This is a genomic window from Streptomyces sp. NPDC093261 (assembly GCF_044753645.1).
Lineage (GTDB): Bacteria > Actinomycetota > Actinomycetes > Streptomycetales > Streptomycetaceae > Streptomyces.
Genome location: NZ_JBIVNO010000002.1, coordinates 45,519 through 72,021, shown reverse-complemented (window position 1 = coordinate 72,021; position 26,503 = coordinate 45,519). Strand labels below are relative to the sequence as shown.

The window sequence follows — 26,503 nt, the reverse complement described above, 5'->3', positions numbered from 1 at the left end:
GAGCCCGCTCCCCCGCGCCCGCACGAGCGCCACTCCCCACGCCCGCACAAGCCCGCTCCCCCGCGCCCGCACGAGCGCCACTCCCCACGCCCGCACAAGCCCGCTCCCCCGCGCCCGCACGAGCGCCACTCCCCACGCCCGTGCGGACGGCCCGCAGGCCTATGCCTTCGGCGCCACCTTGGACAGGCCGTTGATGACCCGGTCCATCGCGTCGCCGCCCGTCGGATCCGTCAGGTTGGCCAGGAGCTTCAGCGTGAACTTCATCAGCATCGGGTGCGTCAGGCCCCGCTGCGCCGCGATCTTCATCACCTTCGGGTTGCCGATCAGCTTCACGAAGGCGCGGCCCAGCGTGTAGTAGCCGCCGTAGGTGTCCTTGAGGATCTTCGGGTAGTTGTGCAGGGCCAGTTCGCGCTGGGCGGGCGTCGCGCGGGCCAGGGCCTGGACGATGACGTCCGCGGCGATCTGGCCCGACTCCATGGCGTACGCGATGCCTTCGCCGTTGAAGGGGTTCACCAGGCCGCCCGCGTCACCGACGAGCAGCAGGCCCTTGGTGTAGTGCGGCTGGCGGTTGAAGGCCATGGGCAGGGCGGCGCCGCGAATCGGGCCGGTCATGTTCTCGGGGGTGTAGCCCCAGTCCTGTGGCATCGAGGCGCACCACGCCTTGAGCACCTCGCGCCAGTCCAGTTCCTTGAAGGACTCGGAGGTGTTCAGGACGCCGAGGCCGACGTTGCTCGTGCCGTCGCCCATGCCGAAGATCCAGCCGTAGCCCGGGAGCAGCCGCTCCTGAGCGCCGCGCCGGTCCCACAGTTCCAGCCAGGACTCGAGGTAGTCGTCCTCGTGGCGCGGGGACGTGAAGTACGTGCGCACCGCGACGCCCATCGGCCGGTCCTCGCGGCGGTGCAGACCCATCGCCAGGGAGAGCCGGGTGGAGTTGCCGTCCGCGGCGACGACGAGCGGCGCGTGAAAGGTGACCTCGCGCTTCTCCTCGCCCAGCTTGGCCGTGACGCCGGTGATGCGGCCGGTGCGGTCGTCGACGACGGGGCCGCTGACGTTGCAGCGCTCGTACAGGCGCGCGCCCGCCTTCTGGGCCTGCCGGGCGAGCTGCTCGTCGAAGTCGTCGCGCTTGCGGACGAGTCCGTAGTTCGGGAAGGAGGCGAGATCCGGCCAGTCGAGCTGGAGACGGACACCGCCACCGACGATCCGCAGGCCCTTGTTGCGCAGCCAGCCGGCCTCCTCGGAGATGTCGATGCCCATCGCCACGAGCTGCTTGACGGCGCGGGGGGTGAGGCCGTCGCCGCAGACCTTCTCCCTGGGGAACTCGGTCTTCTCCAGCAGGAGGACATCGAGCCCGGCCCTGGCCAGGTGGTACGCGGTCGTGGAGCCGGCTGGCCCCGCGCCCACGACGATCACATCGGCGGTGTTGTCGGAGAGGGGCTCGGTCACGGCGGGATCTCCCCAGGTTCGGAATCTGCGTGCTGACGGGCACTGGACATGGGCAGTCTATTCAGCAGAATTGATCACCCGGCTGAAGGGCTGCCCCCGTGAACCGAGCTCTCCCCGCAGTACGGTTGCGCGTTCCCACCGACGAGGACGCCGTGGCCTGGCACCGGGTGTTCGACCACCCGGACGTGATGGAGTTCTACGGCGGCAGATCCGCCGAGCTGTCCGTCTACGAGGAACTCACCGCCCGGCAGCGGCGGCACGACGCCGAGCGCGGCTTCTGTCTGTGGACGATGCTCGACGAATCCGGTCAGGTCGTCGGTTTCACGGGCGCCCAGCCGTGGCCGCAGGAGTGGGGACCGCGGGGCGAGATCGAGATCGGCTGGCGGCTCGGGCGGGAGCACTGGGGCAAGGGGTATGTGACGGCGGCCGCCCGGATGACCCTGGAGCGGGTGCGCGCGGCGGGCGTGGAGGGTGTGGTGGCCATGGTCAACGCCCGGAACGCCAGGTCGATCGCGGTCACCCGGCGGCTGGGCATGAGCCTCGCCGAGGTCCTCACGACGCCGGTGTCGCAGCAGGAGGCACACTGCTACCGCCTGGCGTTGTGACGTGGAGTAGCCAACTGCTACAGAAAGAAACGCAGCGCTTCCGGGTGGCACCCTCGGCCGGTTACCCTTCCAGTACCGCTGGGGGTGACATCTGTGCCTATAACACCCAAAACACCCGAAGTTCGCGTGCCGCGTCTGATCGGCCTGATGGCCATGGACGCACGCGAGACCGCCGCGAAGCAGGGTGTGGCCCTCGCCGCACCCGACCGGCCGGACTTCCACCGCATCGTCGTCGACTACGTCGTACGCCAATATCCCCTGCCCGGCGCCGAGGTCCCGCGCGGTGCCGTGGTCACCGTGTGGTTCGACCTCGGCGAGGGCGAGGGCGGCGGAGGCGCCGGGGTCCGCGAGCCACGGCTGCCCATCCCGCCACCGGGCGGACTGCGCCGCGAACTCGACGAACCGGGAGAGACCTTCGAACTCCTCAAGTGAGCCCGGCACCGGTCCGCTCCCGGGCGTGGGCGGCTTCCGTCAGGCGTTCTTGAACCCGCGGTGCAGCGCGACGATGCCGCCCGTCAGATTGCGCCACGCCACGCTCGACCAGCCCGCCTTGCGCAGCCGCCCGGCGAGGGCCGGCTGGTCGGGCCAGGCGCGGATGGACTCGGCGAGGTAGACGTACGCCTCCGGGTTGGACGACACCGCGCGGGCCACCGGTGGCAGCGCCCGCATCAGGTACTCGGTGTAGACCGTGCGGAAGGGCTCCCACGTGGGATGCGAGAACTCGCAGATCACGACCCGTCCGCCCGGCTTGGTCACCCGGTACAGCTCGCGCAGCGCCGCGTCGGTGTCCTGCACATTGCGCAGCCCGAACGAAATCGTCACGGCGTCGAAGACATCGTCCCGGAACGGCAGTCGCGTGGCGTCGCCCGCCGTGAACGGCATCCAGGGGTGCCGCCGCTTGCCGACCTGGAGCATCCCGAGGGAGAAGTCGCAGGGCACCACGTAGGCCCCGGCGCGTGTGAAGGGGAGCGAGGAGGTGGCCGTGCCCGCGGCCAGGTCCAGGATCTTCTGCGCGGGGCGCGCGTCGACCGCCTTCGCGACCTCCTTGCGCCACACCCGGTCCTGGCCGAGCGACAGCAGGTCGTTGGTCAGGTCGTACCGTTCCGCCACGTCGTCGAACATCGAGGCGACTTCGTGCGGCTGCTTGTCCAGGGATGCGCGGGTCACGGTCCCATTGTGGCAGTACGGGGTTCGGCCTCACGGCAGCAGCCTCGGCTTCTTCCGGGCGGCCACGTCCTCGACCCATCCCACGAGGGGGATCGCGACCCGGATCAGCACCCAGCCGAGGCGGTACAGGAACCACCGGCCGTCCAGCGGCAGCCCTCGCTCGAACGCGGGCACGCCCCGGAACCGGTGGATCAGCGGCACGGCGAGGACGAGCGCGATCTCCTTCCGGAGACAGATCGCGGGCGCATACGCAATGAGGTCCGGGATGAGGAGCCGCGCCCGAGGCGCCGTCGGCGCCGTCGGCACGGGGGCCGACGCGGCCACGAACCGCAGTGGTGTCCGGCAGACTTCGGGAGCCTTCGGATGGGCGTTCGTGGGGGGAGTCGTCAGCGGCGCCGGTGGACGAGCCGCCCGGCGACGACCGTCGCCACGCATGTCCGGGCCCCGCGCTCGACGAGTGCGGCCTCGTCGGGGACGTCGAAGACGGCGAACGTCGCGTCCCAGCCGTCCGCGCCTTCGGGCGGAAGCGGCAGCAGCATCGCCTCCGCCACGGTCCGCCCGGACAGCGGGTCGAGTGACGGCGGGCCGACGGGACGCTCGAAACGCTCCTCCCGCGTCAGCCCCGCCCGGTCCACGGCGTCCACCGCAGCCGGCCGCGCCAGACATCCGGCCACGGCGACCGTGCCGTGGGCCAGCATCCGCTGCACTCCCCGCCGCGCGCTCGCGCCCCAGCGGGTGTCGCTCATCGCCAGCGCCGCCAGGGCCTCGCCCGTGATCGGCTCGGTGCCCAGTTCGGCGGCCTCGCGGGGATCCGGATGGTAGGCCTGCTCCAGCAGTTCGGGCCCGTACGGATTCAGCAGACCCGGTGTGAGAAGCCCCGGCCAGCGCCGGACCCGCGCGGTCGGGTGCGCCGCCACCAGTTCCTCGTAGGGGCCGATGTCCGCGCACACCCGGCCGTCGACGAGCACCGCGCCACCGGGGACAGCGGGCCGCCGATCCCCGGTGACCAGGAGATCGGCGGTGTGGATGGTCAGCACGCGCGCCCTAGTTGGAGGCGAGCAGCTTCAGTTCGGGGTGGGCCGTGCCACCCTCGATCGCCGTCGACGAGATGTGGGACACGACCCGCTCGTCGACGGGGTCGTTCGCCGGGTCGTCGTGCACGACGAGGTGCTCGTACGTCGTCGAGCGCTGCGCCGGGACCCGGCCCGCCTTCCGGATCAGGTCGATGATCTCCTGGCGGTTGGAGCGGTGCCTGGCGCCGGCCGAGGAGACGACGTTCTCCTCCAGCATGATCGAGCCGAGGTCGTCCGCGCCGTAGTGCAGCGACAGCTGGCCGATCTCCTTGCCGGTGGTCAGCCACGAGCCCTGGATGTGGCGGACGTTGTCCAGGAAGAGGCGGGCGATCGCGATCATGCGCAGGTACTCGAAGATGGTCGCCTGGGTGCGGCCCTTCAGATGGTTGTTCTCGGGCTGGTAGGTGTACGGGATGAAGGCGCGGAAGCCTCCCGTGCGGTCCTGTACGTCACGGATCATCCGCAGATGCTCGATGCGCTCGGCGTTGGTCTCACCGGTGCCCATGAGCATGGTGGAGGTGGACTCCACACCGAGGTTGTGCGCGGCCTCCATGATCTCCAGCCAGCGCTCACCGCTCTCCTTCAGGGGCGCGATGGCCTTGCGGGGCCGCTCGGGCAGAAGTTCGGCGCCGGCCCCGGCGAAGGAGTCGAGCCCGGCGGTGTGGATGCGCGTGATGGCCTCCTCCACCGAGACGCCGGAGATCCGTGCCATGTGCTCGACCTCGGACGCCCCCAGGCTGTGGATGACCAGCTGCGGGAAGGCCTCCTTGATGGCGCGGAAGTGCTTCTCGTAGTACTCGACGCCGTAGTCCGGGTGGTGGCCGCCCTGGAACATGATCTGGGTGCCGCCGAGTTCGACGGTCTCCGCGCACCGGCGCAGGATGTCGTCGAGGTCGCGGGTCCAGCCCTTGGCGGTGTCCTTCGGAGCCGCGTAGAAGGCACAGAACTTGCACGCCGTCACGCAGACGTTCGTGTAGTTGATGTTGCGCTCGATGATGTACGTCGCGATGTGCTCGGTACCGGCGTACAGGCGGCGGCGTACGGCGTCGGCGGCGGCGCCCAGCGCGTGCAGCGGGGCGTCCCGGTAGAGGACGAGCGCCTCTTCGGGGGTGATCCGCCCACCTGCGGCGGCACGGTCGAGGACGGCTGTGACATCAAAAGACGTGAGGTCGTCGGCCTTCTCGGTCACCGGGCATCCCTCTCGTAAGGGTTGTGGACGGACCGAACCAGCCTACGTCAGGGGTTTCGCCGGGCCGATGTCAGGCCGCGCCCGCGCCGGTCAGCAGCCCCACCAGGGCGCCCGCGATGAGGAACGGCCCGAAGGGGATCGCGGTCCGCCGCCCGGCCCGGCGCGCCAGCACGAGCGCGAGCCCGTACAGCCCGCCGAGCACGAACCCCGTGAAGGTGCCGAGGACCACGGCCGGCCAGCCGTACCAGCCGAGGACCGCGCCGAGCCCGAGGGCGAGTTTGACGTCACCGAAGCCCATGCCGTTCGGGTTGACGAGGAAGAGCAGGTAGTACGCGCAGCCGAGGACGAGGGCGCCCGACAGCGCGGTGCGCCAGTGCCCCGCGTGCCCCGGCAGGGCCGCGGCGGCGGCGAGCAGGGCCAGGGCGGTGGCCGCGAGCGGCAGGGTCAGCACGTCCGGCAGCCGCTGCACCCGGAAGTCCACGATCGTCAGCAGGACGCCGACGGGGGCGAGCAGCAGCCAGACCGCCAACTCGGGGCGGGTGCCGGTGGCCAGGGCGAGGGCGGCGCAGACCAGGGCGGTGACGCCGCACACCGGTGCGGTCCCGGGGCCGTACGCCCGCCCGTCGGCGCACCGGGCCCGGCCGAGCCACCCGTCGATCGGGTGCCCCTGAGGGCACCGGTCCCGCCATGGCTGCTCGGGCTCGACGCAGAGCCGGTACGCGGCGCGGGGCACCAGCACCCCGACGCCCGCACCCCACACCGCGGCCCCGAGGGCCACCCAGAGGTCCAGATCCACGGGCACAGGGTAAGCGCCGGGGGCCGTCCCCGACCGGGCCCGGCGGAGGGCTACTTGACCTTCCCCATGCGTGAGGTCGGGTTCCCCGCATCCGGGTTGTCCGTCTCGTACTTCAGGTCCGCGCCGGCGGGGGTCAGCCGGACCTCGTGGCTTCCGGTCGTGCACGTCGACGGGTTGGACTTCTCGGCGACGCTCGTGGCGACGAGCTGCCCGGCCGAGGCCCGCTTCAGGAACAGGACGTCGTCGCATACGCCGCCGAGTTGGTCGGTGGATCGGAAGATGCCGATCTGCCCGCCGACGGCCGCCTGACGGAGGGTGACCCGGAACGTGCCCGCGGGCAGCGTGCCGCCGAGCGCGAGGGCGTCGCCCTCCCAGGTGCCGAGGTAGAAGGCGGGTACGGCGGAGTTCCCGGGCGCCGGGGCGGGCGCGCCGCCCGTGGCCGACGGGGACCTGGGGGCCGCTCCGCCGGAGCTGTCCCCGCCGGGGCCGCCGTCGAACAGCCTGAAGACGAAGTGCGACCCGAGCGTCACCGCCGCCAGCGCTCCGGCGACCGCCAGCGCGACCGTGCAGCTCATGCGCCGGCCGCGGCCGCCGGAAGCGGGAACGGAGGTCGCGGCGACGCTCACGGAGAGCCTTCCCGGGCCGCCGTCGGCGCCGGGTACGGCATCCTGGGGCTGCGCCTCGGGATCCGGTGAGGGAGACAGGCTCATGGCGGGCGGAGGACCGAAGGCCCCGGCGAGCGCCGGGACTTCGGGCGCCGGATCGGGACGGCTCACAGAGAGCGCGCCCGCGTCCGTGCCCCTGGCGGCACCGGACAGCCCGTCCATCGACGCCCTGCTGAATCCCACCGGCCCCGACGGGGGCGCCTGAGGCGGTTGCGCCCCCGACGCCTCCAGATTCAGCAGCTGTACGGCCTTGCGGCTGACCTGTTCCACCAGCGGGCCCGGCAGCCAGCCGCCGCTCACCAGCTGGGACGCGCCCTCGGGGGCGAGACGCCGGGCCACGTCCCCCGGTGCGGGGCGCGCCGCCGGGTCCTTGGCGAGGCAGGCAGCCACCAGGTCCCGCACCTCACCGGCCAGGGCGCCCAGGTCCGGCTCCTCGTGGACGACCTTGTACAGCAGCGCCGCCGAGGAGTCACCGGGGAACGGGGGCTGTCCGGTCGCCGCGTACGCCAGCACCGCACCCAGCGAGAAGACGTCCGCCGCGCCCGTGACGCCCTTGCCGAGGATCTGCTCGGGGGACATATAGCCGGGCGAGCCGACGGAGACGCCCGTGGAGGTCAGCGACGCCGTGCCGTCCGTGGCCCGCGCGATGCCGAAGTCGATCAGGAGCGGGCCGTCGAGGGTGAGCAGGATGTTGGACGGCTTCACGTCCCGGTGCACCAGGCCCAGTGCGTGCACCGCCGCCAGCGCCTCCCCGAGGCCCGCGCCCAGCGCCCGTACCGAATGCGGGGGCAGCGGACCGCCGTCCGCCACCGCGGCGGCCAGGGACGGCCCCGCCACGTACCCGGTCGCGACCCAGGGCACCGGCGCCCCGGGGTCCGCGTCCAGCACGGGCGCGGTCCAGGGGCCGCCGACCCGCCGCGCGGCGTCCACCTCGCGGCGGAAGCGGGCGCGGAACTCCTCGTCCGGCGCGAAGTGCGGATGCACGACCTTGACCGCGACCGTGCGCCCGCCCGCGCTGCGCCCGAGGTAGACCCGGCCCATTCCGCCCGAGCCGAGTCTGCCGAGCAGTCGGTAGGGCCCCACCGTGGTGGGTTCACCGGCCTCCAGCGGCTGCATGGCGCCACCCCTCCCCCGTATGACCTGCCAGCAGGGTAGTGCCCCCGGGGGCACCCACTAGGGCTCCAGAAGCTCCACCTTCACGTCCGCGGGGAAGCCCGTGGTCGGCCCGACCCGCCGGGCGAACTCGGTGACCGCCTCGAGCTGCGGACCCTGCAGGCGGAAGTCGAGCGTGGTGAAGTACCGCTCCAGCACCTTCGCGTCGAAGGCCTCCCAGCGGGCCGCCTGCTCGGCGACCTTGCCGACCTCCTCCAGGGACAGGTTGCGGGAGGCCAGGAACGCCTCGTGCACCTGCCGGGTGACCTCGGGCTCGCGCTCGAGGTAGTCGCGGCGGGCGGCCCACACCGCGAAGACGAACGGAAGGCCCGTCCACTCCTTCCACAGCGTGCCGAGGTCGTGCACGTCGAGGCCGTAGCGCGGGCCGTCGAGGAGGTTGGCGCGCAGGGCCGCGTCGCCGATGAGGACCGCGGCGTCCGCCTCCTGCATCATCAGGCTGAGGTCGGGCGGGCAGGTGTAGTAGTCCGGCGTCACCCCGAACCGGTCGGCGAGCAGCAGCTTGGCGAGGCGCACGGAGGTCCGGGAGGTGGAGCCGAGGGCCACGCGGGCGCCGTCGAGCCGATCCAGCGGGACCTGGGAGACGATCACGCAGGACATCACGGGGCCGTCGCAGCCGACCGCGATGTCGGGGAAGGCCACCAGGTCGTCGGCGTTCTTCAGGAACTCGACCAGGGTGATCGGGCCGATGTCGAGATCGCCCCGCACGAGCTGTTCGCTGAGCTTCTCGGGGGTGTCCTTGGTCAGCTCCAGATCCAGGAGCGTTCCGGTTCTCGCGAGCCCCCAGTACAGGGGCAGGCAGTTCAGGAACTGGATGTGGCCGACGCGCGGCCGGGTGCGAGAAATGTCCACATCGCGAGACTAGACCCCGTGCGGTACGGTGCAGGCTTCAGGGTCCGCGAGCGAACTCGCACCCCTTCCGGACCACTGGCGTCAACCCCTGCGTCCACCATGCGACACTGTGTCGTCAGTTCAGCTCACACCCGTTCAAACATTCGGGTGAAGTGATCTTGGCCTCTATTGCTTTCGGCTGCCCGCGTGCTAGGCTCGCCGCAAGTTGCAGTTTGGTTTCCTTGCAGTACAGAGCCTGCGGAGCATGTGACCGCGGGCTCTCGTCGTTTTCAGAGACGTGCAGTTGTGCGGCGCTTCAGTTTTCACACTTGCAGGTTCTGGAGCAGGGCAACCCTTTGGGCCCAAGGAGGGCTTATGGCTACCGGAACCGTGAAGTGGTTCAACGCCGAAAAGGGCTTTGGTTTCATCGCCCAGGAAGGCGGCGGCCCCGACGTCTTCGTCCACTACTCCGCGATCAATGCGAACGGTTTCCGCTCGCTTGAGGAGAACCAGCAGGTGAGCTTCGACGTGACCCAGGGCCCGAAGGGTCCGCAGGCGGAGAACGTCACGGCCATCTGAGTCGCTGACCCGGAGTTTTCGGTCTTCGGTTCCAGGCCTTCGGCTCACGGCCTTCCGGCCCATTGAGTCCGATGCTTTGATCCGGAACGGACAGCAGTACCCAAGGAGCCCCGCGCGCCGGCCGGCGCAGGGGGCTCCTGCTTTTTTCACGAGCGCCTTTGCCACCGGTTTCCCGCCGGTTTCCCACCGCGGCCCGGATGTCCCCCGGCTCTCGGGTCCCGCAGAGGATCGCCCACGCTTCCGCGCCGCACCCGAAAGGCGCCCGGAAGCCGTCCTGGGGGCACGCCCCAGCCGTGCAGCCGCTGGGGGACAAGCCTGCGGGCCAGGCGCGCGCCCCGCCGGGTGAGGGTCAGCTCGTCGTCCGGGAGTCGGCCATGTGGCCCGACCCGCTACCACTCCACCGGCAGCTCCAGCGGGAAGCGGCGGATCGTCTCCGTGTCCCAGCGGATCTCGCCCGGCGGTACCGCGAGCCGCAGGTCCGGGAAGCGTTCCAGGAGCCGCCCGATGGCCACTTCCAGTTCCGCCATGGCCATCGGTACGGCGATGCACCGGTGGCCGCCCCAGCCGAAGGTCATGTGCGGCAGGGTGGGCCGGTCCGGGTCGATGAGGTCCGGGTCCGGGTAGCGCTCCGGGTCGCGGTTCGCCGTCAGATACGACACATGGACGTAGTCGCCCGCCCGGATCCGTACCCCGTCGATCTCCACGTCCTCCAGCGCCACCCGGGGAATGCCGACCCCCTTGCGGAAGGGGATGTAGCGCAGGATCTCGTGCAGCGTGGCCGACAGGGTCTCCGGCCGGTCGCGGAGCCGCCGCATCAGCGCGGGGCGGGTCAGCAGCAGATAGGTGATGTCGCTGATCTGGCAGGTGGCCGTGTCCTGACCGCTGAGGACCAGCGTCAGCGCCATGACCGCGAGCTCCTGGTCGTCGAGCGCGTCCTCGCCCTCCCGCGCGGCGGCCAGTGCGCTGATCAGGTCGGGGCCGGGGGCACGCCGCCGCTGTTCGACCTGTTCGCCGAAGTACGCCCGCAGCTCCGCCTTGGCGGCCGCGGCCGTCTCACGGCTGTCCGGGCCGGTGGCGAGCAGCTGGTGGACGTACTCCTGCATCCGGTCCCAGTCCTCCTCGGGGATCCCGAGGACGTCGAAGATGGTGCGCCGAGGAAGCGGATTCGACAGATGCTCGACCAGGTCCGCGGGCGGCCCCTGCGCCTCCATCTCGTCGAGCAGGGTGTCCGCCAGCCGGGTGATGCGCTGCCGCATCCGTTCCACCTGCCGCTGGGAGAACGCCTGGGAGGCGAGGTGGCGCAGCCGGCTGCTGTGCGGCGGGTCCATCACGTTGATGGACTCCGGGGAGACGATCGGCTCCGGCGTCAGCCGGGGGTAGTCGGTGCCGATGATCGCCGCCCGGCTGAACCGCTGGTCGCTGGTCACCTGCCGCACCCCCTCGAACCCGGTGACCAGCCACGCGTCGCCGTCGCCGTACGGCAGCCGGATACGGGTGAGGGAGTCGCGGGCCATGAGCTTCGCGAGCGAGGGGTCGAACTCCAGGCCCTCGCTGAAGTCGAACGGGCACATGAGCGGTTCGTTGCCTGGGGTCATCGTGCGGTCTCCGTTTCCAGCGGCCTTCGTGTTCCGTGCGCCTGCCATCCGTGCTCCGCGGGCCCGTGAGTCCTTGGGCCCGTCAGCCCTTGGCCCGTCAGCCCTTGGCCCCGTCAGTCCTTGGCCCGTCAGCCCTTGGCCCGTCAGCCCTTGGCCCCGTCAGTCCTTGGCCCCGTCAGTCCTTGGCCCGTCAGCCCTTGGCCCGTCAGCCCTTGGCCCCGTCAGCCCTTGGCCCCGTCAGTCCTTGGCCCGTCAGCCCTTGGCCCGTCAGCCCTTGGCCCCGTCAGTCCTCCGTCACCGGCCTGACGTTGGTGGCGGCCACCGCGGCGCGCAGGCCCCGGGCGAGCTTCACGGCGTCGCCGACGGCCCAGAAGTGGACGAAGAACAGACGGGGTTCGTCCCTGAGACCGTGGTGGTGCAGCTCCACGAGTTCGGCCCCGGCCCGCCGCAGGGCCGCGAGGGCGTCCTGAACCTCCTCGGCGACCAGGCAGCAGTCGCCGCTGAGGGCGGCCCGCCCCCCGCCCAGCGGCTGCCAGTTGATCGCGGTCGTGGACCCCAGGCCCGGTGGCAGCACCCGGTCCCCGTAGGCGATGGTCTCCCGGCGGACGAAGAGGGTCTTGTAGATCCCGTTGTCGATGCTGCCCTTGACGCCCAGCGCGGCGTCGATGCCGGTGGTGTCCAGGTCGACGGGGCGCGGCAGGGCGGGAGGCGGGAGGTGGCCCGGGGGCGGGGTGCCGGTGCGGTCGAGCGCCGCGCGCAGGCCCCGGGCGAGAATCACCGGGTCGTGTCCGTGGGCGTGGACGTGCACCCACCAGACATCGGGGCTCTGGGCGAGCAGGTGCTTGTGGAGCGCGGTCTGCTCGATGCCCTGCCGGTGCAGGACGTCGGAGAACCCCTGGAGTTCGGTCTCGGTGACCACCATGTCGCCCATCACCATGGTGCCGCCGTCGGCATAGCGGACGAAGGCCATGTGCGACGCCAGGGCGAGCGGGGGTTCGACGTGGACGCCACGGGAGAAGACGGTGAGGTCCCGGCGGGCGAAACCCGTGTGGTACATCACGTTCCGCTTCATGTCGCCGGTCCGGCCGAGCGCGTCGGCGACGGCCCTCCAGTCCGACAGGGCGGTGGGAACGGGACGGACCGCCTCTCGGCCCCGCCCCTTCGTCCCCTCGGTGGACTGGGCGCAGGCACCGGTCAGCACTCCGGCCAGCAGCGGTGACAGAGCGGCGGTGGCCACCATCCGTCGCCGTGAGGTGCCGGTGTCCGGTCGGGAGTCCTGCGGTCGGTGCTCAGCCATCATGTGCGCCTCCTGACGGGATGGAAGCACGCGGCGCCCCCCACATCCGCCAGCACCGCCGCCGCCCGGGGCCAGGTGGCCCAATCACCCGTCAGCACACCGGGTGACGCCGGGGGACGCCGGGCGGCGCTCGCCGACCGGGCGCGGACGCCCCGGCGCCACAGGGGGGCGCCTTCCCCCAAGCCTCCTGGGAGGCGGCCCCCAGCCGGGCGATCCCCCAGTCGAGTGCCGCGCGCAGGTGGGCGGACCGGCCGGTGGAGAGCAGGATCGCCACACCGCCCCGAAGACCGGCGAGCAGAGCCGCCGCCGTCTTCTCCGGATCGACGCTGCCGGGCAGGTGCCCGAGGTGGCCGCCCTGCCGCATGGCGCGCACCCCGGCCCAGGCCGCCGTCTGCCCGGCCTCGGACGAGGCGGGGTTCGTCCACGGCATCACCCTGGACGTGGCCGGAGGCCGCACGACGGCGGCCGTGATCGCCGCCTGATCAGCGGCGCACTCCGCCCGGGCTCAGCGCCGCAAGGGTGAATGCCGGCGCGGCCTTACGACGCGTACAGCCCCTCCACCTCCCGCGCGAAGTCTCGCAGGATCGCCTCGCGGCGGAGTTTCATCGACGGGGTCAGGTGGCCGGCCTCCTCCGTGAAGTCCACGGGAAGGATCGCGAAGCGGCGGATCGACTCGGGGCGGGAGACCAGTTGGTTCGCCTCGTCCACCGCGCGCTGCAGGACCGCGAACAATTCCTCGTCGTCGAGCAGGAGTTCCGGGGGCACCGGGTGCTTGCCGATCACCTGGCGCCAGTGGGTGATCCCCTCCGGGTCGAGGGTGATCAGTGCGCTGACGTAGGGGCGGCCGTCGCCGAGGACCAGGCACTGGGAGATCAAGGGGTGGGACCGGAGCCAGTTCTCCAGCGGGGCCGGGGCCACGTTCTTGCCGCCCGCGGTGATGAGGATCTCCTTCTTCCTGCCGGTGATCGTGAGGTAGCCCTGGTCGTCCAGGCGGCCGATGTCACCGGTGGGGAACCAGCCGTCCGGGCCCGCCGGGACCACCCCGCCCGCATGGGGGTCCCAGTAGCCGCGGAAGACCTGGCCGCCGGACAGCAGCACCTCGCCGTCGGCCGCGATGCGCACCCTCGTGCCGGGCAGCGGCCAGCCGACCGTGCCCAGCCGGGGTTTGAGCGGTGGGGTCACGGTGGCGGCGCCGGTCGTCTCCGTCAGGCCATAGCCCTCGTAGATCCCTATGCCGGCGCCCGAGTAGAAGGCGGCGAGGCGGTGGCCCAGCGGGGAGCCGCCGCAGATGACGTGCCGGACCCTGCCACCCAGGGCGTTGCGGATACGGCGGTAGACGAGGGGGTCGTAGAAGGCGCGGGCCGTCTTCAGGGCGCGACCGGGGCCGGGGCCGGTGCCGTGCTGCCGGGCCTCCGTCGCCTCGCCGTAGCGGCGGGCCACCTCCGCGGCGCGGTCGAACAGCGCCGCCCGCCCGCCGCGCTCGGCGGCGGCCCGCGCGTTGTTGTAGACCTTCTCCAGCATGTACGGGATGGCCAGCAGGAAGGTCGGCCGGAAACTCGCCAGGTCGGCCAGCAGATCCTGCGCTTGGAGGCTCGGCGCGTGGCCGAGCCGCACCCGGGCACGGATGCAGGCGACCGCCACCATCCGCCCGAAGACATGCGACAGGGGCAGGAACAGCAGGGTGGACGGCTCGTCGCTGCTCTTCGCGCTGAAGATCGGATGGAGGAGTTCGGTCGCGTTGTCGACCTCGGCGAGGAAGTTGCCGTGCGTCAGCGCACAGCCCTTGGGGCGGCCCGTCGTGCCCGACGTGTAGACGAGGGTGGCCAGGGTGTCCGGGCCCAGGACGCCCCGGCGTACGGCGATCTCCTGGTCGGGGAGCGACTGCCCCACTTCCGCCAGGCGGTCGACGTGCCCCTTCTCCATCACCCACACATGGCGCAGGCCGGGCATGTGAGGGCGTTCCGGGCCGAGGGCCACCGCCTGGGCGACCGTCTCCGTCACCAGGGCCGCGACGCCCGCGTCCTGGAGGATCCAGCGGGTCTGGAACACGGAGGAGGTGGGGTAGACGGGCACTGTCACCAGACCCGCCGCCCAGGCCGCGAAGTCGAGCAGCGTCCATTCGTACGTCGTACGGGCCATGACGGCGATCCGGTCGCCCGGCATCAGACCCTCGGAGATCAGGCCCTTCGCCACGGCCATGACCTGGTCGGCGAACTGAGCGGCCGTCACATCCGTCCAGTCGCCGTCCGCGTCGCGGCGGCTGAGGACACGGTGGCCGGGCGCCTCGGCCGCGTTCTCGAACGGCAGGTCGGCGAGCGATCCGTGGGTCACCTGCGGTACCAGCGGGGGCACATACGCCTCCCGCACCTCACCGTTCAGCCGCCGGGTCTCGGGTTCCACGAGGACCGGGCCGCCGTCGTGGTCGAGGTCGACCGGGGCGGCGGGGACGGGAGCGGACGAGTACGAGATGGGCATGGGCAGCTCCTGGGGCCTGCAGCGGTGCACTGCTTCGCTGCATGAGGTACGCGCCGGGCGCACCGATGTGTTCAGCGGCGGCACGGCTCACTGTTACCGCCGGTTAGGACCCGGATCGTACGGGCCCCGCGTGGGGAGTCTGTGCGGGTTCGGGGAGGGTCCGGGGACGGTCCGGGGGCGGGGGTGTGCGGGTTGAGGGGACGGGGGGCGGTCCGGGGGGTGGGCCCGTGCGGGTCGGGCGGCGGCGGGTCCGGGGGGTTCGGGGGTGGGTCTGTACGGGTTGGGAGGCGGCCCCGGCGGACCCGTACGGGGTCGAGGGCGGACGCGACCGGTTCGCCGACCGCGCCCTGACCCCGGAAGCCCGTGGCGGACCACGAGTGCGTCGACCGCGGCGGTCTGCGTCTCCTGGCTGCCGGTGGTGCGTGGGACCCGTCGGAGCGGGCGAAGGGGGTACGGCTGCCGTCGACCACGGCGACTCCGCGCACCTCACCGATCCCGAGGGAACCGGTCATCTCGACTCGCTCCTCCTGTACGACATAACCTTACCCCCGGTAACCTTACTCTGGAGTAAGCAGTCGAACGAGCTGGAGGCCGGACGATGACCGACCGCTATCTGCGCTTCACGGGGAGCGCCCCGGGCCGGTTCCTCACCCGGCGGCTCGGTCTGCCCCAGCCCGTGACGCTGCACCGCTGGTCGGCCGAACGCCCCACCTTGGACGGGCCGTTGTTGCACCTCACGGCGGGCACGTCCGCACTCGACCCGGCCCCGGTGCTCGCCCGGACCGGACTGTCCGCCGGGGACGGCCGTCCCGCCGCGGTGGTCCTCGACGCCACCGGCGTACGGGAGGTCGAGGCCCTCGCCGAGGTGCACGCCGCGCTGCACCCGGTCGTGCGCTCGGTCGCCGAGAGCGGGCGCGTGGTGGTGCTGGGCGCGCCGCTCGACGCGGCCGACCACCACCAGGCGGCGGTGCAGCAGGGCCTTGAGGGGTTCACCCGCTCCCTCGGCAAGGAGATCGGGCGGGGGCGGACCGTGACGCTGCTGCGGCTGACGGACGCCGCGGCCGCCGAGTCGACACTGCGGTTCCTGCTCTCACCGATGTCCGCGTATGTGAGCGGGCAGGTCATCGAGGTCGGCGGGGGGCCCGTCGCCACGCCCGAGGACGGGGCGCGACCCCTCACCGGGCGGACCGCGCTGGTGACCGGGGCCGCGCGCGGGATCGGCGAGGCGGTCGCGGAGGTGCTGGCGCGGGACGGGGCGCGGGTGGTGTGCCTGGATGTGCCGGCCGCCCGGGCGGAGGTTGAGCGGGTGGCCGGGCGGCTCGGTGGGAGCGCGCTGACCCTCGACATCACGGCGGCGGACGCGGGCGCGCGGATCGCCGACGCGCTCCCCGACGGGCTGGACGTCCTCGTCCACAACGCGGGGATCACCAGGGACCGCAGGCTCGCGAACATGGGGGCGGATGGGTGGAGCCCGGTGCTCGACGTGAACCTCGCGAGCGTGCTGTGCACGACGGACGCCCTGCTGTCCCGGAAGGTGCTGCGGACCGGGGGACGGATCGTGGCCACCGCGTCGATCGCCGGGATCGCGGGCAACGCGGGACAGACGAACTACGCGACGAGCAAGGCGGGCGTGATAGGGCTCGTACGGTCGCTGGCCCCGCGGGCGCTCGCGGAGCACGGGGTGACGGTGAACGCCGTGGCCCCCGGATTCATCGAGACGAGGATGACGGCCGCGATTCCGTTCGCCATCCGGGAGGCGGGACGGCGGATGAACTCGCTGGGGCAGGGCGGACTGCCGGTGGACGTGGCGGAGACGACGGCCTGGCTGGCCCACCCGGGCTCGGGTGCCGTGAACGGGCAGGTCGTGCGGGTCTGCGGCCAGAGCCTGCTGGGGGCGTAGACCATGACCGTCCACACCGGCGCCCCCGCCCTGACCCCGCTGCTGGCCCGGGGCGCGCTTCTCTCCCCCTTCAAGCGCCCCCGGCCCGACGCCCCCTTCCCCCGGGCCCGGCTCGTGCTGCCCGGGGTGCGCATCGACCCGGACCGGCTCGCCGCCTACGAGCGGGTCTGCGGCTTCCCGACCGGGATCGACGCGCTGCCCCTCACCTACCCCCATGTTCTCGGCTTTCCGCTCGCCATGCGGATCATGGCGAGCCGGGCGTTCCCACTCCCCCTGGTCGGTCTTGTGCACACGTCCGTCGAGATCATCCAGCACGAGCCGCTCACCCCGGACGGGGAGTACGACATCGGCGTACGGGTGCGGGAGCTCGTGCCCCATCGGCGCGGCACCGAGGCCGTCGTGGTCACCGAGGCCCACCGGGGAACGCGGCCGGTGTGGGCGTCGGCCAGCACCTACCTGGCCCGGCACCGCACCTCCGCCCCGGCCGGGGCGGCGCCGCCCGGGCCCGCCCCCCTGCCCGCCCTCGCCGAATGGCGTCTCGCCGGCGACGTGGGGCGGCGCTACGCGGCCGTCTCCGGGGACCGCAACCCCATCCATCTGCACCCCCTCACCGCCCGCCTGTTCGGTTTCCCGCGGACCATCGCGCACGGGATGTGGACCGTCGCCCGCTGTCTCGCCGAACAGCCCGTCGGCACCGCCGTGCACCTGCGGGCCGAGTTCAAGGCGCCCGTCCTGCTCCCGGGCACGGTGAGCTACGCCGCGGACGGCGGACGCTTCGAACTGCGCGGCCCGGACGGGCGCCTCCACCTCGGCGGGGAGATACGGCCCCCGCGGGAGTGAGCGCGCGCCGCCGGGCACCGTGGGAGAGGACCCGTCCGGGAATTCCGGACGGAAGCCCTCAGACCGGAGCGGAAAACCGGCGGCGACCGCTCGGAGTCCCTCGGGAAAGCCCCGAAAGCCGCCGAAAGCCTGCTGGGAAACACCGCCCGGAATATCGGGCGGAACCCGGCCGAAATCCCGCAGAGGGCCCTCGTCGGCTCGGTCCGGAATCCGCATGGGTCCGGCCCGGAAGGGTACGGGGGAAACATGGGTGTGGTGGCCCGCCTGGACGGTTACCAGCGACAGCATCGCTGGGCGGGTTTTTCTCTGGCCGTGGCCTACAAGTTCTTCGACGACCAGGCCGCATATCTGACCGCGCTGTTGACGTACTACGGCTTTCTGTCCCTGTTCCCGCTGCTGCTCTTCCTCGTCGCCCTGCTGGGTTCCCTGCTCAGCGGCAACCCGCAGCTTCAGCATGCGGTGCTGAACTCGGCGCTGAGCGAGTTCCCGGTGATCGGTGACCAGCTCGGGCACAACATCCACTCCTTCCACGGAAACGGCGTCGCCCTCGCCGTGGGTGTCGTGGGCAGTCTCTACGGCGCCCTGGGCATCGCACAGGCCGCCCAGCTCGCCCTGAACAAGATCTTCGCGGTGCCCCGCCATGCCCGCCCCGATCCCCTCCGCTCCCGGCTGAAGGGCCTGAAGTTCCTGTCGCTGCTCGCGCTCGGGCTCCTGGTCACCACGGCCCTGTCCGCCGGGGAGTCCGAGGCCAGCGTGTTCGGCGCCCGGCTGGCCATCGGCGTGCGGCTCGCCGCAGCGGCCACGGCCATCGTGCTCAACGCCGCACTGCTGATGTTCAGCTACCGCATCCTGGCGCGCCGCCGGCTGCCCGTGCGGCTGATGTACGGCCCGGCCCTGGGCGGTGCCTGCGCCTGGCAGGTGCTCCAGTGGGCCGGCTCGTACTACGTCGGCCATGTGCTGAAGGGCACCACGGCGACCTACGGACTGTTCGGGATCGTGCTGGGCCTGATCGCCTGGCTCTACCTCGGCGCGTTCGTGTATCTCACCACCGCGGAGATCTGCGCGGTGCGGTGTCTGCACCTGTGGCCCCGCAGTCTGCTGAGCCCCTTCACCGACCGTGTCCACCTCAGCCCGGGCGATCTGCGCGCCTACCGCTCGTACGCGGCGACGGAGTCCTTCAAGGGCTTCGAGAAGGTGATGGTCCACTTCGACCATCCCCCGCACGCCCCTCCCGAAGGCGGCGAGGGCCACCCGCCCCCCGAAGGAGGCGGCAAGGAGGAGGAACACCCCCCGGACGGCACCTGAGGGTGCTGTCCGGAGAAGGAGGCCGGCATGCGGGCGGCGAACCCCGGGCTGTCCGGTGTCGTCCCCGTACTGCCTCAGCCGACCGGCGAGTTGCCTCGATCCCCGGCCCCTTCCGGACGGCAGTGGCATCCGAGGGAATGGGGCTAGTCGTGGTCCGGCGGCGACCAGGGGCGGCTTTGCATGAGATCGCCGAGGCCCGCCCAGGCGAAGTTCATCAGCGTCGCGGCGGCCTGCCGGGCGGAGACCTCGGGGGTGGCGTTGGCCCATGCCGCAAGGGACTCCGCCGCGCCGACCAGGGCCTCGGCGAGCCCGGCGACCTCGCGCTCGGGCAGGTCGGGGTCCCGGTGTGCGTCGCGCGCGGCGACGACGATGAGCTGGGTCACGAACGCGACAATCCCCTCGCGCATCGCGTCGACCTCGGCGGCGAAGGGCTCACCGTGCGTACGGGCCTGGAGGTGCAGCACGGTCCAGCCGTCCGGGTTCCGCGCGGTGTGGGTGAAGAACGCGCGCAGCCCTTCCCAGAGTTGGCGGTCGGCGGGCAGCTCCGGCCGGACGCCGGAGCGCACGGCCGCCGTGAGCGCGGCGGCCTCGCGGCGGATGCAGGCGGTGAAGAGGTCTTCCTTGGAGTTCAGGTACAGATACACCAACGGCTTGGAGACGCCCGCCAGTTCGGCGATCTCGTCCATCGACGCGGCGGTGTAGCCACGCCGGGCGAATATCTGCACGGCGGCGTCCATCATCTGCTGCTCGCGCACGGCCCGCGGCATCCGCTTGGTCTTCACGGAACCCATACGCGTAGCGTAAGCCGCCCCGGCGGCCCGAGTTGCGCACCCGGAGACGGCGCACTCGGGGCGCGTTGCCGTCGGTCCCCGTGAGCGCGGCGCGCGCCCGGACCGACGTCCCGCTATGACGCCCGGCCCTGCACCCGGGCCGTGTCGTCGGCCTCGTCCTCCTGGGCACGGTTCGCCTCGATGTTGGCCTTCATGCGGTCGACCTTCCGCACGATCTGCACGGAGGCGCGGTCGCGCTCCCCGCGGAGCAGGACGAAGCTGAGCGGGGCCGAGATCACCAGGGCGAGCAGAATGATCCAGAGCCCGTTGGAGGCACCGAGGCCGCGCGGGGCGAGGCCCGAGTAGACGAGGCCCCAGACGACCACGAGGCAGCCCGCGAGGATACCGAGGCGCATCAGCGTGTAGCGGAGCATCTCAATCCACTCTTCCGTTCCGTGGGAATCTCCCTTTTGGTCACCGTCCAGTGAAGCACGCACCGCCCCCGATCTTGCACGGGGGTGTGGACGGGCCGGTCAGCCCAGGGGCAGCAGCATCGTGATGTCGTCGCGGTCGTCCCCGGGCGCCACCCGTATCGCCCCGGGCACCCGGCCGACCTCCTTGTAGCCGCAGGAGCCGTAGAAGTGCTCCAGTCCGAGGCCGCCGCGGCAGGTGAGCCGTATCGCCTCGACGCCCTCGATACCGCGGGCCGCTTCCGCGGCGGCGGCCAGCAGGTCGCGGCCGTAGCCCTTGCCCTGGTGCCGCGGGTGCACCATCACCGTGTAGAGCCACAGCCAGTGCCTCATCAGCCGGTGGGTGTTGAAGGTGAGGAACGCGGTCGCCGCGACCCGCCCCTGTGCGTCGTACCCGGCGAGCAGCCGGGTGCGCCCCTCGGTCATCGCCGTGAGATGCCTGAGCAGCTCGGGCCGTACGACCTCACGGCTGACCGGTGCCACGAACCCGACGGCCCCGCCGGCGTTGGACACATCCGTCCACAGGTCGAGGACGCCGTCGCGCAGGCCGGGCGTCATGGGCGGATCGAGGACGAACGTAAGGGGCATAGAGGGAGGTTATCTATTACCTCGTTGCGGGCTCAAGCAAGTGTGGCATCCCTCACCCCGGACTCTTCGCCGCACAGAGACGAGCGGGCCCCGGCGTGTGCCGGGGCCCGCTCGGAGCCGGAGGAGGGGTCACACCCGCATCGGCTGGGGAGCGTCACGACGGGCGGGGTCCGGACCCTCGTACTCGCGGATGATCTCGTACCGCGTGTTCCGCTCCACCGGGCGGAAGCCGGCGTCCCGGATCAGGTCGAGCAGATCCTCGCGGGTCAGCTTGTTGGGCGTGCCGTAGTTGTCCGCGTCATGCGTGATCTTGTACTCGACGACCGAGCCGTCCATGTCGTCCGCGCCGTGCTGGAGGGCCAGCTGCGCCGTCTGCACACCGTGCATGACCCAGAAGACCTTGACGTGCGGGACGTTGTCGAAGAGCAGCCGGGAGACCGCGAAGGTCTTCAGCGCCTCCGCGCCCGTCGCCATCTGGGTGCGCGCCTGGAGGCGGTTGCGGACCTTGCCGTCCTTCATGTCCACGAAGTCGTGCTGGTAGCGAAGCGGGATGAAGACCTGGAAGCCGCCCGTCTCGTCCTGGAGCTCACGCAGGCGCAGCACATGGTCCACGCGGTGGCGCGGCTCCTCGATGTGGCCGTACAGCATGGTGCACGGGGTCTTCAGACCCTTCTCGTGCGCCAGGCGGTGGATGCGCGACCAGTCCTCCCAGTGGGTCCTGTGGTCGACGATGTGCTGCCGGACCTCCCAGTCGAAGATCTCGGCACCGCCGCCGGTGAGCGACTCCAGACCCGCGTCGATCAGCTCGTCGAGGATCTCGGACGCGCTCAGGCCCGAGATGGTCTCGAAGTGGTGGATCTCCGTCGCGGTGAACGCCTTCAGCGAGACGTTCGGCAGGGCGGCCTTCAGCTCGCGCAGCGACCGCGGGTAGTAACGCCACGGCAGGTTCGGGTGCAGGCCGTTGACGATGTGCAGCTCGGTGAGGTTCTCCGACTCCATCGCCTTGGCGAGCTTGACCGCCTCCTCGATGCGCATCGTGTACGCGTCCTTCTCGCCCGGCTTGCGCTGGAACGAGCAGTAGGCGCAGGACGCGGTGCACACGTTGGTCATGTTGAGGTGGCGGTTGACGTTGAAGTGGACCACGTCACCGTTCTTGCGGGTCCGCACCTCGTGCGCGAGGCCGCCGAGCCAGGCCAGGTCGTCCGACTCGTACAGCGCGATGCCGTCCTCGCGGGTCAGCCGCTCACCGGCCCGGACCTTGTCCTCCAGCTCGCGCTTGAGCCCGACATCCATGCTTCTGCCTCTCCCTTTGGACAAACCGTCCCCACCGTACTCCCCGCCCCGCGGGCTGCGGCGCCCCCACCCGGCCCCGGCGTTCCGCGCCTAGCGCGACTCCGGAAGTTCCCCCACCCGGTTCTCCCACTTCGTGGACAGCACGATCGTGGTGCGCGTACGGGAGACGCCCTTGGTGCCGGACAGCCGGCGGATGGTCTTCTCCAGGCCGTCCACGTCGGTCGCGCGCACCTTGAGCATGAACGAGTCGTCACCGGCGATGAACCAGCAGTCCTCGATCTCCTGAAGGTCCTTCAGCCGGTGTGCCACGTCCTCGTGGTCCGCGGCGTCGGACAGCGAGATGCCGATGAGGGCGGTCACCCCGAGGCCGAGGGAGGCCGCGTCGACGGTCGCACGGTACCCGGTGATGACCCCGGCCGCCTCGAGCCGGTTGATGCGATCGGTGACGCTCGGCCCGGACAGGCCCACAAGGCGTCCCAGCTCCGCGTACGAGGCCCGGCCGTTCTCCCTCAGGGCCTGGATGAGCTGCCTGTCCACCGCGTCCATGCGATCGAAGCCTTCCACTGAAGAGGTCTGAATACAGAGGTCTGAGAGGTCGGTGCAGAGGTTCGGAGAGATCTGATGCAGAGTCTGAAGGAGGTCCTGAGAGTGACGCGGGCTGCCGCGTGCTACCGCGGCCCGCCCGGTGACGCGCTCGGCCGGCTCTCACGTCGTACGGCTTCCACCGCCCAGTTCGCCCTTCCAGCGGCGGTAGAGCCCGTGCTCCACACCCACCGCGTCGAGCACCCGCCCGGCCACGAAGTCCACCAGGTCCTGGATGTGCGTGGCCCCGGCGTAGAAGGCGGGCGAGGCGGGGACCACCACCGCGCCCGAGTCGTCCAGCGTCACCAGGTGGCGCAGCGTCTGCCCGTTCAGCGGGGTCTCCCGTACGGCGACGGCCAGCGGACGGCCCTCCTTCAGCGTCACGCTCGCCGCCCGTTGCAGCAGGTCCTTCGACAGCCCGAGCGCGACCCCCGCCACGCACGCCGTCGAGGCCGGCACGATCAGCATCCCCTGGGCCGGATAGGACCCCGAGGACGGCCCGGCGGCCAGGTCCCCGGCGCTCCAGTGCCGTACCCCCGCGATGTCCACGTCGAAGGTCCCGGGCTTTCCGTCGGCACCGCGGGACAGCCAGACCCGCAGATCGTCCTGCCAGTGGGCGTCCCGGAAGGGCAGGCCCGTCTCGTCGAGCAGCGTGAGCCGGGAGGCGCGGCTGACCACGAGGTCGACGCTCTCGCCCGCGTCGAGGAGCCCGCGCAGCACGGCAGCGGCGTAGGGGGTGCCGGAGGCGCCCGACACCCCCACGATCCAAGGCCTGCGCGGCGTCTCTCCTGGCTTGACTGGGTTCACGCCCCCGAGCCTATCCGGCGTCGCACACGGGCGACCGGCCAAGGTCCCGGCTCGGGGCTCCGACCGGGGCCGGGGTCAGGACCCGGCGCGCGCCTTCGGGTCCACCGGCAGACGGCCGGTCGCGAGTGTCAGCTTGCCGAGCGGGGAGTCGACGGTCAGGTCGGGGCCGTACGGGACGGTGTCTCGGCCGCGGTAGCCGTCGGGGCCGGGGTTCCACATCGTGACGACATGGCCCTCGAGGGGGTCGAGGACCAGGTGGTTGGCGATGCCCTGGGAGGCGTACCGGCAGGGCTTGAGCTCGTAGTCGCGGCGCACGCTCTCCGGGGAGACCACCTCGGCGACGAACTCGATCAGGTCGGGCGGGTACGCGCTGCGGTTCTCGGCCTCCGCCTGGGCCGGGATGACCGCGATGTCCGGGCAGAACTCGTTGGCGTCGTCGAAGGGGAACGCCACATCGCTGACCAGAGCCCACCCCGACGGCAGCTGTTCCTCGAGGAGTGCCCACACCCTCTGGATCGTCTTCCCGTGGAAAGGCCTGACCGGGTTCATCACGATGCTGCCCTCGACAATTTCCGTCACATAGCCGGGGAACAGGTCCTCCAGCCTGCTGAGCTGCGAGTGCAGGCGGTCGATGCCCGAGACGGTCACGGTGGCCTCCCTGGGTTCCTGCCCTCGATGGTAGGCCGCACGGTATTCAGACGCCCAGGCCCCGAACCACAAGATCGAGCAGCGCGCACACGAACAGGGCAATCCCGATGAACCCGTTGACGCTGAAGAACGCGCGGTTCAGGCGGCTCAGATCGTGGGGCCGCACGATCGAGTGCTCGTAGAGGAAAGCACCCGCCACGATCACCAGGCCGAGCCAGAAGAAGAAGCCCGCGCCGGTGACGACCGCGTACCAGACGAACAGTGCCGTCACGATCGCGTGGCAGACCCGGGCGGCCCGGATCGCCGCCGGGATGCCGAAGCGGGCGGGCACCGACATGACCCCGATCTCCCGGTCCGTCTCCACGTCCTGGCAGGCGTAGATCAGGTCGAAGCCGCCGATCCAGACGCCCACCGCGAGACCGAGGATCACCGCGTCCCAGTCCCACCTGCCGCTGATCGCCAGCCAGCCGCCGATCGGGCCCATGGCCTGGGCGAGGCCCAGGATCGCCTGCGGGAAGTTCGTGAACCTCTTGCCGTAGGGGTACACCACCATCGGGATGACCGCGATGGGGGCCAGGGCCAGGCAGAGGGGGTTCAGCAGGGCCGCCGCTCCCAGGAAGATCACCAGGGCGATCAGGGCGCCGGTCCAGGCATGCCGGACCGACATCGCCCCGGTCACCAGCTCCCGCTGTGCCGTGCGCGGGTTACGGGCGTCGATCTCCCGGTCGATGATCCGGTTGACCGCCATGGCGAACGTGCGCAGACCCACCATGCAGACGGTGACCAGCAGCAGCCGTCCCCAGTGGATGTTCCGGTCCCACTGGTACATCGCGGTCAGCGCGGCGATGTACGCGAAGGGCAGCGCGAAGACGGAGTGCTCGATCATCACCAGGCGCAGGAACGCCTTGGTGCGTCCCGGCTGCGGGATCGCGGCGGAGGCGCTGCTCACAGGCCGTACTCCTTCCAGCGGCGGGTCACCTTCGCCGCCGTCTCCGGGTCCGACAGGACCATCTCGGGCCAGCCGCCGTCCCTCGTATACCCCTCCTCGGGCCACTTCCTCGTCGCGTCGATGCCCGCCTTGCCACCCCAGAACTGCTGGTAGGAGGCGTGGTCGAGGTGGTCGACGGGTCCTTCGACGACGGTGAGGTCGCGGGCGTAGTCGGTGTTGCCGAGGGCGCGCCAGGCGACCTCGTGCAGATCGTGCACATCGCAGTCGGAGTCGACGACCACGATCAGCTTCGTCAGCGACATCATGTGCGCGCCCCAGACGGCGTGCATCACCTTCTGGGCGTGCTTGGGGTACTTCTTGTCGATCGACACGATCGCACAGTTGTGGAAGCCGCCCGCCTCGGGGAGGTGGTAGTCCACGATGTCCGGCACGATGATCTTGAGCAGCGGCAGGAAGAAGCGCTCGGTGGCCCGGCCGAGCGGCCCGTCCTCCGTCGGGGGGCGGCCCACGACGATCGACTGCAGCAGCGGGCGCTTCCGCATGGTGATGCAGTCGATCCTCAGGGCCGGGAAGGGCTCCTGGGGCGTGTAGAAGCCGGTGTGGTCGCCGAACGGCCCCTCGGGGAGCATCTCGCCGGGCTCCAGCCAGCCCTCCAGGACGACCTCGGCACCCGCGGGCACCTGGAGCGGGACCGTCTTGCAGTCGACCATCTCGATCCGCCGGCCCGCGATGAACCCGGCGAAGAGGTACTCGTCGATGTCGCCGGGCAGCGGCGCGGTCGAGGCGTACGTCACGGCGGGCGGACATCCGAAGGCGATGGCGACCGGAAGCCGCTCGCCACGCCGGGCCGCCACCTGGTAGTGGTTGCGGCTGTCCTTGTGGATCTGCCAGTGCATGCCGATCGTGCGCTTGTCGTGGCGCTGGAGGCGGTACAGCCCGAGGTTGCGGATCCCGGTCTCCGGGTCCTTGGTGTGGGTGAGGCCGAGGTTGAAGAAGGAGCCGCCGTCCTGGGGCCAGGTGAACAGGGCCGGGAGGGCGTTCAGGTCGACGTCGTCGCCGTGCAGGACGACCTCCTGCACCGGAGCGCTGTCCGCCTTGACCTTCTTCGGCGGCACGTGGGCCATCGCGCCGAGCTTCCCGAAGGCCTCGCGGATGCCGACGAACCCGTGCGGCAGCTCGGGCCGGAGCAGGCCGCCGATCTTGTCGGAGATCTCGCCGTAGGACTTCAGGCCGAGCGCCTTCAGCAGACGGCGGTCGGTACCGAACACGTTCATGGCCAGCGGCATACGCGACCCGCGCACGTTCTCGAAGAGCAGCGCGGGGCCGCCCGACTTCTGCACCCGGTCGACGATCTCCCCGACCTCCAGAAAGGGGTCGACCTCGGCTTTGATGCGCTTGAGGTCGCCCTCGCGCTCCAGCGCCCGGAGCAGGGACCGAAGATCGTCGTAAGCCATGCGTTCCAGTAT

Annotated in this window: 27 protein-coding genes; 6 read left to right on the top strand and 21 right to left on the bottom strand. The window is 71.5% G+C overall.

Features of this window, described 5'->3' with window-relative positions; all coding sequences use genetic code 11:
- Positions 1-159: 159 nt before the first annotated feature.
- Positions 160-1,443: a geranylgeranyl reductase family protein gene (locus ACIP94_RS06705; RefSeq protein WP_402420570.1), complete on the bottom strand. Its 1,284-nt coding sequence runs from the start codon at positions 1,441-1,443 to the stop codon at positions 160-162.
- Positions 1,444-1,541: 98 nt separating this feature from the next.
- Between ACIP94_RS06705 and ACIP94_RS06700 the strand changes: the two genes are divergently transcribed.
- Both ACIP94_RS06700 and ACIP94_RS06695 read left to right on the top strand, forming a co-directional pair.
- Positions 1,542-2,048 carry a GNAT family N-acetyltransferase gene (locus tag ACIP94_RS06700; protein WP_402420567.1) on the top strand — a complete coding sequence of 169 codons (507 nt, stop codon included), beginning with the start codon at positions 1,542-1,544 and terminating at the stop codon, positions 2,046-2,048.
- Between the two features lie 147 nt (positions 2,049-2,195).
- A complete protein-coding gene (locus ACIP94_RS06695) occupies positions 2,196-2,480 on the top strand; it encodes a PASTA domain-containing protein (RefSeq protein WP_402420565.1) in 285 nt (94 codons plus the stop codon).
- A 39-nt stretch (positions 2,481-2,519) separates the two neighbouring features.
- On the opposite strand, the gene ACIP94_RS06690 is transcribed toward ACIP94_RS06695, so the two are convergent.
- The 7 genes from ACIP94_RS06690 to ACIP94_RS06660 all read right to left on the bottom strand — a co-directional run bounded on the left by ACIP94_RS06690 (position 2,520) and on the right by ACIP94_RS06660 (position 8,960).
- Complete coding sequence (locus ACIP94_RS06690; protein ID WP_402420562.1) at positions 2,520-3,215, bottom strand: demethylmenaquinone methyltransferase; 696 nt, start codon at positions 3,213-3,215, stop codon at positions 2,520-2,522.
- A 30-nt stretch (positions 3,216-3,245) separates the two neighbouring features.
- Entirely contained in the window at positions 3,246-3,539 is a 294-nt protein-coding gene (locus ACIP94_RS06685; RefSeq protein WP_402420560.1) for a hypothetical protein, read from the bottom strand.
- Between the two features lie 62 nt (positions 3,540-3,601).
- Positions 3,602-4,252: a hypothetical protein gene (locus tag ACIP94_RS06680; protein WP_402420557.1), complete on the bottom strand. Its 651-nt coding sequence runs from the start codon at positions 4,250-4,252 to the stop codon at positions 3,602-3,604.
- A gap of 7 nt (positions 4,253-4,259) precedes the next feature.
- Positions 4,260-5,477 carry a cyclic dehypoxanthinyl futalosine synthase gene (gene mqnC / locus ACIP94_RS06675; RefSeq protein WP_402420554.1) on the bottom strand — a complete coding sequence of 406 codons (1,218 nt, stop codon included), beginning with the start codon at positions 5,475-5,477 and terminating at the stop codon, positions 4,260-4,262.
- Between the two features lie 70 nt (positions 5,478-5,547).
- Positions 5,548-6,279: a prepilin peptidase gene (locus tag ACIP94_RS06670; RefSeq protein WP_402420551.1), complete on the bottom strand. Its 732-nt coding sequence runs from the start codon at positions 6,277-6,279 to the stop codon at positions 5,548-5,550.
- A 44-nt stretch (positions 6,280-6,323) separates the two neighbouring features.
- A complete protein-coding gene (locus ACIP94_RS06665) occupies positions 6,324-8,054 on the bottom strand; it encodes a protein kinase (protein ID WP_402420548.1) in 1,731 nt (576 codons plus the stop codon).
- Positions 8,055-8,111: 57 nt separating this feature from the next.
- The gene (locus ACIP94_RS06660) at positions 8,112-8,960 is read right to left on the bottom strand and encodes a menaquinone biosynthetic enzyme MqnA/MqnD family protein (RefSeq protein WP_402420545.1); all 849 of its coding nucleotides are present in this window, start codon (positions 8,958-8,960) and stop codon (positions 8,112-8,114) included.
- Positions 8,961-9,314: 354 nt separating this feature from the next.
- Between ACIP94_RS06660 and ACIP94_RS06655 the strand changes: the two genes are divergently transcribed.
- The gene (locus ACIP94_RS06655; protein ID WP_043442843.1) at positions 9,315-9,518 is read left to right on the top strand and encodes a cold-shock protein; all 204 of its coding nucleotides are present in this window, start codon (positions 9,315-9,317) and stop codon (positions 9,516-9,518) included.
- Between the two features lie 389 nt (positions 9,519-9,907).
- Here ACIP94_RS06655 and ACIP94_RS06650 read toward each other — a convergent pair whose 3' ends face one another.
- The 4 genes from ACIP94_RS06650 to ACIP94_RS06635 form a co-directional block, all read right to left on the bottom strand.
- The gene (locus ACIP94_RS06650) at positions 9,908-11,113 is read right to left on the bottom strand and encodes a cytochrome P450 (protein ID WP_402420542.1); all 1,206 of its coding nucleotides are present in this window, start codon (positions 11,111-11,113) and stop codon (positions 9,908-9,910) included.
- 283 nt (positions 11,114-11,396) lie between these two features.
- Entirely contained in the window at positions 11,397-12,413 is a 1,017-nt protein-coding gene (locus ACIP94_RS06645) for a DUF1259 domain-containing protein (protein ID WP_402420539.1), read from the bottom strand.
- A gap of 88 nt (positions 12,414-12,501) precedes the next feature.
- Entirely contained in the window at positions 12,502-12,774 is a 273-nt protein-coding gene (locus ACIP94_RS06640; protein ID WP_402420536.1) for a hypothetical protein, read from the bottom strand.
- Between the two features lie 173 nt (positions 12,775-12,947).
- On the bottom strand, positions 12,948-14,885 hold the full coding sequence (locus ACIP94_RS06635) for an AMP-dependent synthetase/ligase (RefSeq protein ID WP_402420534.1): 1,938 nt from the start codon (positions 14,883-14,885) through the stop codon (positions 12,948-12,950).
- 598 nt (positions 14,886-15,483) lie between these two features.
- Here ACIP94_RS06635 and ACIP94_RS06630 point away from each other — a divergent pair.
- The 3 genes from ACIP94_RS06630 (at position 15,484) to ACIP94_RS06620 (ending at position 18,930) form a co-directional block, all read left to right on the top strand.
- A complete protein-coding gene (locus tag ACIP94_RS06630; protein WP_402420531.1) occupies positions 15,484-16,785 on the top strand; it encodes a 3-oxoacyl-ACP reductase in 1,302 nt (433 codons plus the stop codon).
- Between the two features lie 3 nt (positions 16,786-16,788).
- Positions 16,789-17,625 carry a MaoC family dehydratase gene (locus ACIP94_RS06625; protein ID WP_402420528.1) on the top strand — a complete coding sequence of 279 codons (837 nt, stop codon included), beginning with the start codon at positions 16,789-16,791 and terminating at the stop codon, positions 17,623-17,625.
- A gap of 246 nt (positions 17,626-17,871) precedes the next feature.
- Positions 17,872-18,930 (top strand): YihY/virulence factor BrkB family protein, encoded by a 1,059-nt coding sequence (locus tag ACIP94_RS06620; RefSeq protein WP_402420525.1) that lies wholly within the window; start codon positions 17,872-17,874, stop codon positions 18,928-18,930.
- Positions 18,931-19,073: 143 nt separating this feature from the next.
- Here ACIP94_RS06620 and ACIP94_RS06615 read toward each other — a convergent pair whose 3' ends face one another.
- From ACIP94_RS06615 to ACIP94_RS06575, 9 genes are all read right to left on the bottom strand, one after another.
- The gene (locus ACIP94_RS06615; RefSeq protein WP_402420522.1) at positions 19,074-19,721 is read right to left on the bottom strand and encodes a TetR/AcrR family transcriptional regulator; all 648 of its coding nucleotides are present in this window, start codon (positions 19,719-19,721) and stop codon (positions 19,074-19,076) included.
- 113 nt (positions 19,722-19,834) lie between these two features.
- Positions 19,835-20,134, bottom strand: a complete 300-nt coding sequence (locus ACIP94_RS06610) for a DUF4229 domain-containing protein (RefSeq protein ID WP_402420519.1) — start codon at positions 20,132-20,134, stop codon at positions 19,835-19,837.
- 99 nt (positions 20,135-20,233) lie between these two features.
- Positions 20,234-20,758 (bottom strand): GNAT family N-acetyltransferase, encoded by a 525-nt coding sequence (locus ACIP94_RS06605; RefSeq protein WP_402420516.1) that lies wholly within the window; start codon positions 20,756-20,758, stop codon positions 20,234-20,236.
- 129 nt (positions 20,759-20,887) lie between these two features.
- A complete protein-coding gene (gene mqnE, locus ACIP94_RS06600; RefSeq protein ID WP_402420514.1) occupies positions 20,888-22,051 on the bottom strand; it encodes an aminofutalosine synthase MqnE in 1,164 nt (387 codons plus the stop codon).
- 90 nt (positions 22,052-22,141) lie between these two features.
- Complete coding sequence (locus tag ACIP94_RS06595; protein ID WP_402421701.1) at positions 22,142-22,597, bottom strand: Lrp/AsnC family transcriptional regulator; 456 nt, start codon at positions 22,595-22,597, stop codon at positions 22,142-22,144.
- 159 nt (positions 22,598-22,756) lie between these two features.
- Entirely contained in the window at positions 22,757-23,440 is a 684-nt protein-coding gene (locus ACIP94_RS06590; protein ID WP_402420511.1) for a UbiX family flavin prenyltransferase, read from the bottom strand.
- 75 nt (positions 23,441-23,515) lie between these two features.
- On the bottom strand, positions 23,516-24,088 hold the full coding sequence (locus tag ACIP94_RS06585; protein WP_402420508.1) for a Uma2 family endonuclease: 573 nt from the start codon (positions 24,086-24,088) through the stop codon (positions 23,516-23,518).
- 46 nt (positions 24,089-24,134) lie between these two features.
- Positions 24,135-25,037, bottom strand: coding sequence for a menaquinone biosynthesis prenyltransferase MqnP (mqnP, locus tag ACIP94_RS06580; RefSeq protein ID WP_402420505.1), 903 nt, complete (start codon positions 25,035-25,037; stop codon positions 24,135-24,137).
- Positions 25,034-26,491, bottom strand: coding sequence for a menaquinone biosynthesis decarboxylase (locus ACIP94_RS06575; protein WP_402420502.1), 1,458 nt, complete (start codon positions 26,489-26,491; stop codon positions 25,034-25,036). The genes mqnP and ACIP94_RS06575 overlap by 4 nt, the downstream gene beginning before the upstream one ends.
- Between the last annotated feature and the right edge of the window lie 12 nt (positions 26,492-26,503).